This window comes from uncultured Rothia sp., from assembly GCF_937976295.1.
Classification (GTDB): Bacteria; Actinomycetota; Actinomycetes; order Actinomycetales; family Micrococcaceae; genus Rothia.
This window is the reverse complement of the sequence record NZ_CALJRY010000257.1, coordinates 1-13,628: the sequence shown is the minus strand read 5'-3', so window position 1 is coordinate 13,628 and position 13,628 is coordinate 1. Positions and strand designations below refer to the sequence as shown.

14 protein-coding genes are annotated in these 13,628 nt (G+C 57.3%); 5 read left to right on the top strand and 9 right to left on the bottom strand.

Annotated elements, in window-relative coordinates:
• Positions 1–200: 200 nt before the first annotated feature.
• On the bottom strand, positions 201–701 hold the full coding sequence (gene tpx / locus Q0216_RS06945; protein WP_298594026.1) for a thiol peroxidase: 501 nt from the start codon (positions 699–701) through the stop codon (positions 201–203).
• 132 nt (positions 702–833) lie between these two features.
• Between tpx and Q0216_RS06940 the strand changes: the two genes are divergently transcribed.
• The 4 genes from Q0216_RS06940 (at position 834) to Q0216_RS06925 (ending at position 4,023) form a co-directional block, all read left to right on the top strand.
• The gene (locus Q0216_RS06940; RefSeq protein ID WP_298594024.1) at positions 834–1,757 is read left to right on the top strand and encodes a hypothetical protein; all 924 of its coding nucleotides are present in this window, start codon (positions 834–836) and stop codon (positions 1,755–1,757) included.
• A 189-nt stretch (positions 1,758–1,946) separates the two neighbouring features.
• Complete coding sequence (locus Q0216_RS06935; RefSeq protein ID WP_298594022.1) at positions 1,947–2,723, top strand: LppP/LprE family lipoprotein; 777 nt, start codon at positions 1,947–1,949, stop codon at positions 2,721–2,723.
• 483 nt (positions 2,724–3,206) lie between these two features.
• The gene (locus Q0216_RS06930) at positions 3,207–3,599 is read left to right on the top strand and encodes a hypothetical protein (RefSeq protein ID WP_298594020.1); all 393 of its coding nucleotides are present in this window, start codon (positions 3,207–3,209) and stop codon (positions 3,597–3,599) included.
• Between the two features lie 166 nt (positions 3,600–3,765).
• Positions 3,766–4,023, top strand: coding sequence for a GlsB/YeaQ/YmgE family stress response membrane protein (locus Q0216_RS06925; RefSeq protein ID WP_298594018.1), 258 nt, complete (start codon positions 3,766–3,768; stop codon positions 4,021–4,023).
• Positions 4,024–4,179: 156 nt separating this feature from the next.
• Here the strand turns inward: Q0216_RS06925 and Q0216_RS06920 are convergent, their stop codons facing one another.
• Positions 4,180–4,548: a zinc ribbon domain-containing protein YjdM gene (locus Q0216_RS06920; RefSeq protein ID WP_298594016.1), complete on the bottom strand. Its 369-nt coding sequence runs from the start codon at positions 4,546–4,548 to the stop codon at positions 4,180–4,182.
• Between the two features lie 329 nt (positions 4,549–4,877).
• Here Q0216_RS06920 and Q0216_RS06915 point away from each other — a divergent pair, with 329 nt between their 5' ends.
• Positions 4,878–5,090: a molybdopterin-binding protein gene (locus tag Q0216_RS06915; RefSeq protein WP_005505155.1), complete on the top strand. Its 213-nt coding sequence runs from the start codon at positions 4,878–4,880 to the stop codon at positions 5,088–5,090.
• Between the two features lie 182 nt (positions 5,091–5,272).
• Here the strand turns inward: Q0216_RS06915 and Q0216_RS06910 are convergent, their stop codons facing one another.
• The 7 genes from Q0216_RS06910 to Q0216_RS06880 all read right to left on the bottom strand — a co-directional run bounded on the left by Q0216_RS06910 (position 5,273) and on the right by Q0216_RS06880 (position 13,422).
• The gene (locus Q0216_RS06910) at positions 5,273–6,439 is read right to left on the bottom strand and encodes a hypothetical protein (protein ID WP_298594014.1); all 1,167 of its coding nucleotides are present in this window, start codon (positions 6,437–6,439) and stop codon (positions 5,273–5,275) included.
• A gap of 40 nt (positions 6,440–6,479) precedes the next feature.
• Positions 6,480–7,856, bottom strand: a complete 1,377-nt coding sequence (locus Q0216_RS06905; protein WP_298594012.1) for a HEPN domain-containing protein — start codon at positions 7,854–7,856, stop codon at positions 6,480–6,482.
• Between the two features lie 290 nt (positions 7,857–8,146).
• Entirely contained in the window at positions 8,147–9,232 is a 1,086-nt protein-coding gene (gene ychF, locus Q0216_RS06900) for a redox-regulated ATPase YchF (protein ID WP_005505132.1), read from the bottom strand.
• Between the two features lie 216 nt (positions 9,233–9,448).
• Positions 9,449–10,081, bottom strand: coding sequence for a response regulator (locus tag Q0216_RS06895; RefSeq protein ID WP_298594010.1), 633 nt, complete (start codon positions 10,079–10,081; stop codon positions 9,449–9,451).
• Between the two features lie 165 nt (positions 10,082–10,246).
• Complete coding sequence (locus Q0216_RS06890; protein ID WP_298594008.1) at positions 10,247–11,509, bottom strand: sensor histidine kinase; 1,263 nt, start codon at positions 11,507–11,509, stop codon at positions 10,247–10,249.
• Positions 11,510–11,653: 144 nt separating this feature from the next.
• Complete coding sequence (locus Q0216_RS06885) at positions 11,654–12,415, bottom strand: ABC transporter permease (protein WP_298594007.1); 762 nt, start codon at positions 12,413–12,415, stop codon at positions 11,654–11,656.
• 53 nt (positions 12,416–12,468) lie between these two features.
• A complete protein-coding gene (locus Q0216_RS06880) occupies positions 12,469–13,422 on the bottom strand; it encodes an ABC transporter ATP-binding protein (RefSeq protein ID WP_298594005.1) in 954 nt (317 codons plus the stop codon).
• Between the last annotated feature and the right edge of the window lie 206 nt (positions 13,423–13,628).

Below are 13,628 nucleotides of genomic sequence, written 5' to 3'. Positions count from 1 at the left end.
ATAGTAAAGCGCCCCGCCCACCCGAAATACCGGGTGGGCGGGGCGTTATGCTGTCGCCAGCCGCATGTGTGGGTGAACCCATGCGCTGTAGACGTTCAGTATCTGCTGTGCTGTGTACCGCCGGGGTGTCCCTGACGGAAGTAGCGCGGGTGCCGGGATTGCGTCCGGCTCCCGTACCAAGCTTACTACTTGATAGCCGCTTACTTGATAGCTGCCAGGGCTGCTTCGTAGTTGGGCTCGTTGGTGGTTTCGGGAACCAGCTCGGTGTAGACAACCTCACCGGCGGGGTTCACGACGACCACGGAGCGTGCCAGCAGGCCAGCCAGGGGGCCGTCAATCAGCTTCACGCCGAAGTCCTCACCGAAGGAGGAGCGGAAAGCGGAGGAGGTGACGACGTTCTCAATGCCCTCGGCTGCACAGAAGCGACCGATTGCGAAGGGCAGGTCGTTGGAGACACACAGCACAACGGTGTTCTCCAGGTCTGCAGCCTGCTTGTTGAAGGTGCGGACGCTGGTTGCGCACACACCGGTGTCGATGGAGGGGAAGATGTTCAGCACCAGGTTCTTACCTGCGAAATCTGCGGAGGAGATCTCGGAGAGATCAGCCGCGAGAACCGAGAATTCGGGCAGCTTCGCGCCGACTGCGGGCAGGTCGCCGTTGGTGTGGATTACGAGTTCGTTCTGTAGAGTTACTTCAGCCATGCCTTCATTGTCCCCTGGATGCGGCGGGTGTGCAAGGGGACACAGGCACTAGCGGGCGGAGTTTCCGCAGAGCTGATTTTCTGCGGTGCCATTATGCCCCAGCGACACCTCTACAATGGGCAGGTGAGCATTTTGAGGCACGTATCTTCCCGCCTTGCGCCGCTGGCGCATCCCGTGACGAATTTCAGGGCACTCCGTCAGGACCTGCGCCGTCAGCGGGTTGAGGGTCGTGCCCTCATTAATCCGCAGAATACGTACCGGCCGAGTGTGCGCGCTGAGCTGCGCCGCATGTTCACGCGCCCCTTCCCAGTGGAAACGCAGACGCTCATATGTAACGCTCTGCTGGCGGCGATTTGCTGGTATCTGCTCCCGGAGGCCTGGCGTTCGTGGCTGTTTAGCGAGTTTAAGGGCCCGGCTGGTTTTGCGCTGGTGATGGTCGGCTGGATGGTCGCGGACGTCACCTCAACGAACCTGATGGGCCACGATGAGGAGCATGCGTTGCGTGCGTTGCGCAGTAGCGACCCGCACGCCCTGCACCTGTTCGTGCGCACGAAGGCTATTGCGATCGGCTTGATCACGGGTATTTCCGGTACCCTGCTTGCACTAATTCTGCACAGTCAGGACGAGAACCTGACCCCCACGCTCATGATGTCCCTGTCGTTCTTTGTGGTGCCGGCTATTGTGGTGTCCCTGGGTTCGATTCTGGGCGTGGTGTATCCGTATCGTCTGCGCAGCTGGCAGTTCCGCTGGGCGCACCGTAAGAACCTGCGGATGACTGCCCGCTGGGTTCTGCTCTGTTTCGGTCCGGGCTGGGTGCTGGGTACGGTGCTGATGTCGCTGATGTTCCCGTCGATTTTCCTGTCGGATGCGCTCGCGCGCCTTCTGAACCCCGGCGTGGATCCGCGCGATGTTGCGTTCCGGCCGCTGCTGTTTTCGCTGATTTTGTGGGCGCAGGGCGCTATTAGTCTGTGGGTTTTTCCGCGGATTACGGCGCGTATTGCGACCGCGCGGCGTGCCTGGCTGGTGCGTTATCTGACGGACGATGAGGTCTGCTAGCCGGTTTTCTTGCCGGGCATTTTGTTACCGGGTTTTGTTGCCGGGCAGATGCAGCGCGCCTGCCACGGTAACGAACGGCACTGACCTCACGCACCGCGCACCCGCTTCTTTTTCCCTATACTGGACGAGTTCACTATTCGCTTCTTGACCAGCACCGATGCGCGTTGCCGCGCATCTTCAGGAGTATTCATGTCTTCTACTCGCCGCCGTTTTACCGGCCGTACCGCTTTGGCTCTGCCTGCGTTGGGCGCGGCTCTAGCTCTTGTTGTCACTTCTTGCTCGGCAAGCACTGATTCTGCTGTTTCGGGTACCGTGGTGTCTTCTTCTGGTAGCGCTTCTGCCTCTGCGAGCGCTACGTCTACGCAGGAGTTGTTCCCCACCCCGTCGGCAAGCCCGAGCGCATCCGCGAGTGCTACCCCGAGCGCTTCGTCGCCTGCTCCGGTGCCGTCGGTGGTGACGATTACGGTTCATGCTGAGCCGACCGCCTCCGAGTCGAAGTCGGATTCCAAGTCTGAGGCTAAGTCTGAGTCGAAGAAGGACTCCACCTGCGCGTCTGATTCTGCATCGACCGTGGTGTCTAAGGCTCTGCGTGAGCTGAAGAATAAGAGCAAGTGGGATCAGTGGACGAACGTTTCGGCCACTTACGAGGGTTACGACCCCTGCGCTGAGCTGTCGTGGATTGACGCTATTCCGGGTTCTTCCCCGTCTGATTGCTGTATCTCTTCGATGGCGCACCACATTCTGCTGTTCCACCGCGGCAAGTTCATTGGTACCGCAACCTATGAGCCGTACTCGTTCTCCCCGGTGATTACCCGCACCTCCGACAGCTCGATTAGCGTGACTTACCGTTACATGAAGGGCGATGAGAGCCCCGCCAGCGCGAGCGGCCGCGCGACCGCTGAGTTCAGCTGGAGCTCTTCGCAGAACAAGGTTGTGATGACCGGTGAGGTTCCGCCGAGCGAATAGCCGGTTCACCTCATAGGCTCGCGGCCCCGTATCTACGCGTTTGAAGCCCAAAGCGTTTGAAACCTAAGAAGTTGGGCATACGAAAACCCGCCGTCTCGCATATGGTGCATATGTGAGACGGCGGGTTTTCGTTGCTTAAGGATATGTAGAGTGCCCGAGGGCTAACTGTTTAGGCAGCAAACTTCTTGTAGCCGAAGTATGCGGCGCCTGCCAGGATAGCGATGAACAGAATCCTCTTCATTGTGTACTCCTTTGATTGTTCCGATAAGCACCCGGTATTTTACCCCATCTGGCAGCTCACCGAAAGGCGAGGGGCAGGTGGGGCGTCATCCGCACGTGGTGCCGTTGTCCCCTATCTTACCTGCTTTTGAACAATGTTTTTTCGTTTGGCGTGCTGAGTCCGTATTCTAGACAGTCAAACACGCGGCGGTTAGCGCGCCGTTGAGCCGAGGAATACGCCTCCGACGGGCGCATAATGGGTGCATGAGTATTTTTAAGAAGAAAGAGTACAGCGCTGAGCGCTCGGCTACTCGCATGGCTCGCGCCCTCGCTGTGATGGGTGCGCTGCACTTCATCATCCCGGATCCTTTCGACTCGATTGTGCCGAAGTACCTGCCGGGTCCTGCGCACGCCTACACTCACGCTTCGGGTGTAGCTGAGCTGGGCACCGCTGCCCTGCTGGCTAATGATAAGACCCGCCGTGCCGGTGGTCTGCTTGCGGCTCTGCTGTTCATTGCGGTGTTCCCCGCGAACATTCAGATGGCGCTGGATGCGCGCAACCAGTCCACTCAGCGTAAGGCTATTGCGTACGGTCGCCTGCCCCTGCAGCTGCCGATGATTTGTAGCGCTCTGAAGATTTGGCGCAAGTCGAAGTAGCCGCTTCGTTTGCTAGGAACGGCACCTCAGTGTTTTACACGTAAAACGTTGAGGTGCCGTTTACCTTAACATACCCGTTATTAAGCTTTCCGTAACCAGCATTGCCTACACTGGAACTAACACACCACCTGTCACAGCGGCAGGTGTACAACCTTTGGAGAGAACAATGGGCACTATCATTGGCACCATTATTACCGGCGCGATTATCGGCGCGATTGCACGATTCTTCATGCGAGGCCGCCAGAACATTTCGCTTCTGTGGACCATTGTCTGCGGCGCTATCGGCGCGGCTGTCGGCACCTGGGCCGCGACCCAGCTGGGAGTTGCCGCAACCGCTGGCATCGACTGGATGCGCTGGATTCTGTCGGTCTTCGCAGCGATGCTGACCATCTCCCTGTACCTGGGCATGACCGGCAGGAAGTAACAACCCGACCTACTGAGGGCGCGCTGAGCTTTTCTCAGATGAGCCCCTCATACATCAAGGCGGCACCTCCCCTAGCGTGAGCTAGTGCGGGCGGTGCCGCCTTTTCTGCGTCTTGTGCGAAGCGCTTTACGTCTTCTTGGCTTATGCCTTCTTGATTTATGCCTTCTTAACCACGGAGGACTTCAGGTACATCTGGCCTGCGCCGGGGACCTTCGCCTCAATGTCGTGGCCGTTGACGGGGGATTCGAGCAGGCGGATGCCGCGCACCTTGGTGCCTGCCTTGATGTCTGCGCCGCCCTTGACCTTCAGGCCCTTGACGATGGTGACGGAGTCGCCGTCGACGAGCTCGTTACCGACGGAGTCCAGAACCTTAGCGCCTGCTTCCTCTTCGGTTTCGCCCGCTGCGGTGCGTTCCCATTCGTGGCCGCACATGGGGCATGCCCAGAGCTCACCCATTTCGTAGGTGTAGGTTTCGTTGCATTCGGGGCAGGCGGGTGCTTCGATTTCGTTGAGGTTTTCGCTCATGGTTCCTTCTTCTGTCTGTGCGGATGCGCCGCTCCTCCCCTACTGTGTGGCTGCGGCGTGTGGGCGCGCGTCAGCCAGGCAGGGGGTGCGACGGTGGAGGGTGCGAGGGTTCTCGCGTTCGTGCTGACTATACCATTTGGTGGGTGCGAACTGCATGTGCGGGACTGGTTTTTGCTGGTCTTTTGGGGTGGGTTCGGGGCGTGGTTGAAGCCGAAAATAAAATTCGCATGGTTTGTGCGTAATATTTTGGTTGGAAGATGATTCTCAGTGGCTGCGGCGTGTAGAGTGCTTAAGTATTTGTACGTTTTTTGAGTGAAAGGCACGGCTTTATGAAGCTTTCTGCACGTAACCAGTTCGCTGGCAAGGTTGTTGAGATTACTGAGGGTGCAACCAACGGCATCGTTAAGATTGAGATCGCTCCCGAGGTTGTTATCTCTGCGTCCATCACCAACGAGTCCATCAAGGAGCTGGGCCTGAAGGTTGGCGAGACCGCTTACGCAGTCATCAAGGCGTCTAACGTTATGGTTGGTGCTGACCACTAATCCCGGTCAATAAGACTTACACCCGGGCGGCTGCTTTTTGTGGCGCGCGAGGGTTAATGAGGCGGAGCCCCGCACTACGAGCTGTAGTGCGGGGCTCCGCGTTTATGCTTTTATCGCTTAGACGTTGAAGCGGAACTCCACCACGTCACGGCGTATATCAATGTTTCAGGGTAAGCAGTACCCTACGAGGAGAGCCACCCCTTCCGCTGCCCGACTTCCGCGACAGCCGCTTCCAGCCTCTCCCCATAGATTTCCCACAAATCAGGACACTTTTCACTAATCCATTCGAAACCCTGACGGACATCGACATCATCAATTCCCCAGTTTCCTTCCGATTCAGGTACTGATTCAATTGCGGGAGCTAGGTTTTGAATCATCCGCATCGCTAGATGACTATCGACATCGGCAACCCAGCCAACCGCTCTGATGAGCCAGGCAGCTGTAGCAGTAACACTGTCGGTCGAGCCTTTAATTTCCCATCGGTCAAACGAGCGAAGGACATCTCGATGTAGCAGATAGGCGAGAGCATCCGCGATGTCTCTCTTCAGCTCCGCCACCTCATCCGTATCCAGCCTCGGGCCTCCGCGCCCCATTTCCAAGTCTTTGACCGCGAGAAGGGCACCTGTCAGAACATTCAGTTTAAGACCACCGGGAGCCCGAGAATCAATCCGCTCAACCGCATGAAGAAGAGGACTCGCTACTTGGGGAAGAGCATTAACCAGATTCCGGTAGAAGGAGTGACCTGGACGATGCTTCTCAGCAGTCGATCCCGTAACAAGTGCCACGATACGCGAAACCTCAATCTTTAATTCCTGTCTTGTTACTTCCATAATGAATTCGAGTAATCCAGGATAGGGCGGATATCCATCGCTTTCTGAATAACGGCGCTCAAGCCCGTCAATATAATTACTCACAGCGACTTCAGTCAGGCTATCTTGTACTTTCACACCGATGGACGTTCCAGGAAGCGCAAGAGCAGGATTGGCACGGAGATGATCGAGGAGGAATTCCCAATCCGCCCCCTCATACTCACGGACTTCCTTCCATAGCAGCGCCAGATGCGTGGGATCTGAGGCTTGATCAATAATCCCCAGTAGCGCATCGCGTCGCTGGAGCTGGGAAACCGACGTTAGATTAGCGAGGAATTCGGCTTGCAACTCGCTATCACGTTTTGCTTGTTCGCTATCACGTTTTGCCTGTTTAGCTCCCATCCTCCATAACACAATGGGGATGATTGCAGTGGCCACAAAGGATGCTACAGTGACCACAAAGGATGCAAAACCCAAGAGAAGCGTCGGGTCATCCCACGACCATTTACTTAAAAGGGAACGCCACCATTCGGCTATCATTTTTACCTCCTAAACATTGAAGCGGAGCTCCACCACGTCATCATGCATCAGTATTGTTTTGCTTTTCCTCAGCTATTTCTTCCGGCGGAGGCGTGAGCCAATCTCTAGCATATCTAGCTGATTCGATAAATTGAGGATGATTTTCTACTACGTATTTCTGATGCTCGCCAGAGATTTCAAGCTTCTCCATGACAGCAAGAGTTATAACCGCTCTTGTCACTTTGATTATCGTAATTAGCTCATCAACCGAATGTTTATCGGCCTTCCCCTCATGAGTAAGGCCATTCCGAGCTTTCACAGTTCTAGTCGCCCAATGCGGAATATCAGGAATCAGCAACGGTGAAGCATTCTTGATAAAGGTTGAGGCAAGATCAACAAGACGCTCTTTCAGAGACCGCGCACGAGAAATATTAAGATTTTTATGCAATACTTCAGCGGTTCCAACAATCATCAGAAGAGTATTTTCAATAAATTGCATAGGTGCAAAAATCTGAGCCAAAATCATATTAATTGGAACTCGAATATCCTCATAAACACAAATCCACTTAGGCAATATAACTTCAAAAGGGATTGAATCGCACGAAAACAGAAAATGGCGAGGATCAACACATTCTAAATCAAATTGCCCAATTCCCATTAGTGAGGAAATCACGTTAACCCGTCGAGGGGGTAAAGGCGTACCGTCAGGAAGTTCACCTTCCGTCCCAGCAACCTCAAGCTGAATCCAGATAACTCCCGCAACACGACAAGCTGCAAAAGACAATAAGCCCTGAAGCATCCTCATTTCTTCCAAAGCTTTGTCGAGAGAAAATAGTGGAGGTGAGCTAACTTCCCAGAAATCTTGTGCTCGTACATTTCCAAAGGTCTCCCCTTTTTGATATTTAGCAGAAACACCCACATTCTCCGATACAACTCGATATATTTTTCCGTCAACTTCTACAGGGACAGGATTATTTTTTACAACAAAAACACCGTACTCTTCCGAATCTTCGACACTATGCGTTGGGATTCTATATGATATCTCAGAAGCTCCACTCCAGCAGTTAGTATCTTCAATCGAAACACGTAACTTACTAAACATTTCAGAATCTCGGTTTTTCACACGAGCTCCAATAATTACAGAATCAACTTTATATGAGACACGATGAGGAAACCTTGCAGGAATAGATTTAAGATTAAGGCCAGCCCTTACACCCAAAAGAGTAATCTCTTGCACTCCAGAAGTTCCATGTATAACTTCATAGTTTCTGGCTACAAATTCACTATTCCGAGAATCAATATACAGCTCAAGAGTTATACCGCCAGATCCATCATGTTTCAGGCTCCCCAAAACCTTTCCTTCAAAAGCATCTGGTATACTCCATTCGCCTAACCACTCATTTTTCTCCGCGAGATTCAAAGGTTTATTCAACAACATATCCTCCAAATAAATACTCTCAAAATTCTACAATGAAACAATCCAATGCGTTACCTATAAATCTTTCAACAATAAGTCAAAATTGACGACAACGGGGCAACTCATTTTCACCCATTTATTTCATTCGAAAATAATATATCCCGCTTCCCCTTAGAACCACCTCAGACAAATCACCTTATTCAATTAGCGGTTTACATTACGATCTAAGGGTACAGAAAATCCGGTGACAGTGAGATGAATTTCGTCATCCCTCCGTCACCGGATTCTCAAAGTCCTATCGACCCGTCAGCTTAGACGTTGAAGCGGAACTCCACCACGTCGCCGTCCTGCATGATGTAGTCCTTGCCCTCCATACGGACCTTACCGCGAGCCTTCGCCTCCGCCATGGAGCCAGCCTCATCCAGATCCTTGAAAGACACAACCTCAGCCTTAATAAAGCCGCGCTCAAAATCAGAGTGAATCACACCAGCAGCCTGCGGCGCAGTATCACCCTTATAAATAGTCCAAGCACGAGCCTCCTTCGGGCCAGCAGTCAGATAAGTCTGCAAACCCAAAGTCGAGAAGCCCACACGAGCCAGCTGATCCAGGCCGGACTCATCCTGACCGTTCATCTCCAGCATCTCGCGAGCCTCCTCCTCAGACAGCTCCACCAGATCAGCCTCCAGCTTCGCATCCAAGAACACAGCCTCAGCCGGCGCCACCATGTCACGCAGCTCCTGCTGCTTCTCCTCAGACGCCAAAATGCCCTCATCCGCGTTGAACACGTAAATGAACGGCTTAGCAGTCAGCAGGTTCAGCTCCTTCAAGTGAGCCAGCTCCAGCTTCGCGTCCTTCGCACGAGAAATGATGGTGTCACCATCCTCCAGGATCTTCTGCGCAGCCTTATAAGTCTCCAGCTGAGCGGCGTCACCCTTCTTAATCTTCACAGCCTTCTCCAGACGCGGAATAGCGTTCTCCAAAGTCTGCAGGTCAGCCAGAATCAGCTCAGTATTGATGGTCTCCATATCGGAGGCAGGGTCAACCTTGCCGTCCACGTGAATGACGTCCGGGTCATCAAACGCACGCACAACCTGGGCGATAGCGTGCGCCTCACGAATATTCGCGAGGAACTTGTTGCCCAGGCCCTCGCCCTCAGAAGCGCCCTTCACAATGCCCGCAATATCAACGAACGAAACAGTCGCAGGCAGAATACGCTCCGAACCAAAAATCTCAGCCAGACGGTTCAGACGCGCATCCGGCAGGTTCACCACGCCCACGTTCGGGTCAATGGTCGCGAACGGGTAGTTAGCCGCCAGCACAGTGTTGCCGGTCAGAGCGTTGAACAGGGTGGACTTGCCCACGTTAGGCAGGCCAACAATGCCGATAGTTAGAGCCACAAGTTTTCCTTCGAATCATGTACCCCGCCACACACTCAGGATGCGCCGCGTACGTGATGCGGCGGGTGCGGGCGGGCACAGGGCGAAAATGGTGCCCGCTTCCAAGCGCGACACCGCCTGTCTCGGGAAGAAACGGGTGCGGGGCGCCTGCGGGCATAGACACTACCATTCTACCGTGTTCGCGCAGGAGCCGCCCGGGCTGACGAGAGCAGGGGGCTAGAGCCAGCCGTTCTCCGTGGCGATACGCACCGCATCCTGACGAGTCGACGCACCCGTCTTCGCCATCGCCGCCGACAAATAATTACGCACCGTACCCGCCGACAAAAACAACGCCGCCGCAATCTGCTGAGCCGTACCACCCGACGCCGCCTCACGCAGAACCTGCGCCTCACGCTCCGTCAACGGAGAAGCACCCGTCACCAAAGAATCCGCCGCCAACGACGGATCCACCACACGCAACCCCGCATGCACACGACGAATCGCCTCCGCCAACTGGCGAGCACCCGTATCCTTCACCACGAAACCACTCGCACCAGCCTCCAGGGCGCGGCGCACATAGCCCGGGCGGCCAAAAGTCGTCACAATCAGCGTACGCACCGGCTCACCCGATTCGCTCAACGCACCCGCATCACGCAGCGCCGCAGCCGCCTCAATACCATCAGCCAGCAGAGCACCGGGCATCTGCACGTCCAGAAGCACCACGTCCGGCTTCAACAGGGCGACGGCGCCCAGCACCTCATCACCGCTACCGACCTGACCCACGATCTCCAGGTCAACCTCCAGGCCGAGCAGGGCGGCAAGAGCCTCACGGATGAGCTGCTGATCGTCAGCGAGCAGAACACGAATCATGGGAGCCTCCCAGGGCTGAAGACGGTGAAAAAGACGGGGCAGAACATACCGGGTGGAACATACTAGGCGGAACAACCGCAAGAGGTTGTCTACCACCACCATACAGGGGCGGGTAGCTCCCCCGTCCAGGGCGCGGCGCTAAGTTCCACAATCTACAGTACCTACTTACAGCAGTGAGGTGTCACCGTCCATGCTCACACGGATGCGCGTGCCCACCCCACCGGCAGGGTTCTGCGCCAGCCACTGCTCGGGCGCCGCCTCAATCACAACGCTACCGCCGGACGCCGCCACACGCTGAGCCATACCCGTCAGACCGTTACCGCGGGCATCACCCACACCCACGCCGTTATCGAGGATGTCCAGACCGGTTGCGCTCAGACGCACCCGCGCCGCGTTCGCCCCCGAGTGGCGCACCATGTTCGTGACCGCCTCACGCAGAACCCAGGAGAACAGCTTCGCGTTCACGCCAGCCACCGCGAGCACGCTCTGCGCATCCGGCAGTTCGGCGCGGATACCGGCGGTCTGCAGGGCACGACCCGCACCCTCAATCTCACCCGAGAAGTCGGGCACACGCAGACGCGTCACGGTCGAGCGGACCTCCGCCAGGGATGCGCGGGACAGCTGCGCGATCGCCTCCATCTCCGCACCGGCGCGGGCGGGGTCAATCTCCAGCAGGCGCTGCGCCAGCTCCGCTTTGAGGGTGATGACGGTCAGGGAGTGGCCCAGCACGTCGTGTACGTCGCGAGCGATCTCTTCGCGCTCCTCGGAGAGCGCCAGGGAGGCGCGCGCTACGTCCGCACGTTCACCGAGTTCAATGAGGTAGGAGAAGCCCAGCATGCCCACCATCGGCGCGCCGATGAAGAGGGCGATACCGCCGCGCGCGGTGACGTCAAAGCCGATGCTCGCCATAAAAATTAGCCAGGATGCCAGGGCAATCATAGCCGCTACACCAAACCGCAGGCGGTACGGGGCGATTGTGCCAAAAATCCAGAACGCGACAAAGTACATGCTGAACGACAAGAACACCACATACGCCGATTCCAGCCGTAGCGCCGTCAGGCCAGCCACGGGCAGAGCCATCAGCACCGTCCAGATGACGCTTCGACGCACCGTGGAGGCGACCGGCACCAGCCACGGCACCGCGTACGCCGAGCAGTTCACCACCGCGAACAGTGCCACCAGCGCCACACCGGTCCAGCGCACCGGCGCCAGCTCCGGGGTGGTGAGGAAGCTGTCCAGCGGCATGAGCAGAAACACCAGCCACGGGGCGCTAAAGCCCAGCGCCAGCCAGTTCACGTTGCCGCGGCGTTCGCGGTGGAGGAAGCGGAAGCGGTGCTTGCCCAGGGTGCGCTTCGCGGCGGAGGGTGCCGCCTCGTTCTTAGCGCTAGCCTGGTCAGTGTTTTGCGGGTGGGTGTGGGGTTCGGTCATGGTTCTAGCCTAACGTGTAGGTGCCGCGGGTGTAGATACCACCGGCGCGGCGGTGTCAGTAGCGGCAGTGTTAGTAGATGCAGTGTGAGTGGATACGGCTTCCGCCGCAGCCTCGGGGTTCAAGGCTGCGGCGGGAAGAAGCATTTAGCGGCGGGTTGCGCGGCGCATCAGCAGGGCAGAAACACCCAGGAAGATCGCCGCCCACACGGCCAGGCTCACCACGGCGTACCAGAGCGGCTCGGTGACGAACCAGTCCTCACCACCGCCCAGAATAATGGTCTGACCTGCGGCGAAGGGGTAACGGGCAATCTCAGCGGCACCGTACAGCGGGGTGAAACGGGCGTAGTTCAGCAGGTCGGTGCTCAGCGGGGAGAACACGGTACCGAAGAAGCTCATGATCACCAGCAGACCGTTCGCAATGGACACGGCGTTCTCGTTGCGAATCAGCAGACCCATCATGATGCCGTAGAAGGCGAACACCAGACCACACAGCACCGTCAGCGCGCCGGCGGCAAGCTGCTGGTTCACAGGGATCTCAACACCGGTAAACATGCCCACAATGTTCACCGCGATGACCGGCAGCGCAGAAATCACCAGGGCGGTCAGCGCCTTCGCGCCCAGGTACTTGCCGGTGGTCAGCGGGGTCAGCGCCAGCTGGCGGTTCCAGCCGCTGGAGAGCTCGGTGACGGTGCTGCCGCTAATCGCCACGGTGTTCTGCACGGCACCGTACAGCGCCATGCCAATCATGACGTACGCTGCTACGTTGCCGTCGCCCATCGGCTGGGAGGAGTATTCCTGCATCGCGCCGAAGAGCAGGAAGAAGACGATGGGCAATGCAACGCCGAAGAAGAAACGGTCGGTCGAGAGGATAGAAGCGCGGATGTCGTAGAGTGCGTAGCGGAGCATGATGTTTTCCTTGAGGTGTGTAGCGGCGGTGTGATGTTGAGGCGGTGCGGTGTTTAGGCTTCGGATGCCTTGGAGGCTGCGGCCTGCTCGGTCAGTAGCGTGAAGGACTCGTCCAGGGAGGGCTTGATAACCTCCAGGTCGCTGATGCTGTAGTTATTCAGCAGAGTGCGCAGTACCTGCTCAATCTCCAGCACGGAGATGCGGTGGCGGTACCCGCCGGACTCTTCGGTGACCTCAACCGGCACGTCCAGGTTGGTGATGGGTGCGGGTGCGAGGAAGCTGAGGTGGCGGTGGCCGGTCAGGGCGCGAATCTCGTCGGAGGAGCCGTCAGCGATGATGGAGCCGGATTCCATGAGCACAATGCGCTGAGCGAAGTTCTGCGCCTCTTCCAGGTAGTGCGTCGCAAAAAGAATGGTCGTTCCACGCTCGGCGATGGCTTCCATACGCTCCCAGAAGGTGCGGCGCGCATTCACGTCCATGCCGGCTGTCGGCTCATCCAGGATCAGCAGTTCCGGCGAGTGCATGGTCGCCAGGGCGTAACGCAGACGCTGCTGCTGACCGCCCGAGCACTTGCCGACCTTACGCTTAGCAATCTCGGTCAGGTCGGCGCCGGCGAGTACCTCATCCACGTCAATGGGCTTGGGGTACAGCGCCGCAATCATCTCGACCGTGGCGCGAATCGTCAGGTCCTTGAGCAGGCCGCCGGTCTGCTGCACCGCGCCGAGTAGACCGGCGCGTGCCGCCTCGGAGGCGTTGCGACCGAAGACGCTCAACTCGCCGCCGCTGGGCTGGGTCAGACCAAGGATCATGTCGATGAGGGTGGTCTTGCCCGCGCCGTTGGGGCCGAGCAGTGCGATGATTTCGCCGCGCTTGACGGTCAGGTCAATCGAGTCGACGGCGACCACGGTGCCTGCCGCACGGGTGGAGAAAACCTGGCGGAGGGAGCGGGCGGAAATAACGGTTTCTGCGGTGTTTTGCTTGCTGTTCTGAAGTGCTGCGGTGTTCATGGTTCTATTACACCGCCGGTTTTCGCACCGCTGCGGTACAGAGTGTCATGACCTGCCCATGACAAATGTCATGAGTTCGCGGAGGGGCTAGTATGACGCGGTAATTTCCGGGGTAATAGGCCCTTGGACAACGAGGTCGCAGCGGAGTCGGTCACGCGAAGCGGGGGCTCCGTCCTCAAGGCGCCCCAGCGCCGCAGAGGGGGCAC

What these genes read in the sequence shown, in the direction of transcription:
- Q0216_RS06905 (WP_298594012.1), bottom strand. Translation starts at nt 7,856, where the DNA reads ATGTTGTTGAATAAACCTTTGAATCTCGCGGAGAAAAATGAGTGGTTA.
- Q0216_RS06885 (WP_298594007.1), bottom strand. Translation starts at nt 12,415, where the DNA reads ATGCTCCGCTACGCACTCTACGACATCCGCGCTTCTATCCTCTCGACC.
- tpx (WP_298594026.1), bottom strand. Translation starts at nt 701, where the DNA reads ATGGCTGAAGTAACTCTACAGAACGAACTCGTAATCCACACCAACGGC.
- Q0216_RS06890 (WP_298594008.1), bottom strand. Translation starts at nt 11,509, where the DNA reads ATGACCGAACCCCACACCCACCCGCAAAACACTGACCAGGCTAGCGCT.
- Q0216_RS06915 (WP_005505155.1), top strand. Translation starts at nt 4,878, where the DNA reads ATGAAGCTTTCTGCACGTAACCAGTTCGCTGGCAAGGTTGTTGAGATT.
- Q0216_RS06930 (WP_298594020.1), top strand. Translation starts at nt 3,207, where the DNA reads ATGAGTATTTTTAAGAAGAAAGAGTACAGCGCTGAGCGCTCGGCTACT.
- Q0216_RS06935 (WP_298594022.1), top strand. Translation starts at nt 1,947, where the DNA reads ATGTCTTCTACTCGCCGCCGTTTTACCGGCCGTACCGCTTTGGCTCTG.
- Q0216_RS06920 (WP_298594016.1), bottom strand. Translation starts at nt 4,548, where the DNA reads ATGAGCGAAAACCTCAACGAAATCGAAGCACCCGCCTGCCCCGAATGC.
- Q0216_RS06895 (WP_298594010.1), bottom strand. Translation starts at nt 10,081, where the DNA reads ATGATTCGTGTTCTGCTCGCTGACGATCAGCAGCTCATCCGTGAGGCT.
- Q0216_RS06925 (WP_298594018.1), top strand. Translation starts at nt 3,766, where the DNA reads ATGGGCACTATCATTGGCACCATTATTACCGGCGCGATTATCGGCGCG.
- Q0216_RS06880 (WP_298594005.1), bottom strand. Translation starts at nt 13,422, where the DNA reads ATGAACACCGCAGCACTTCAGAACAGCAAGCAAAACACCGCAGAAACC.
- Q0216_RS06910 (WP_298594014.1), bottom strand. Translation starts at nt 6,439, where the DNA reads ATGATAGCCGAATGGTGGCGTTCCCTTTTAAGTAAATGGTCGTGGGAT.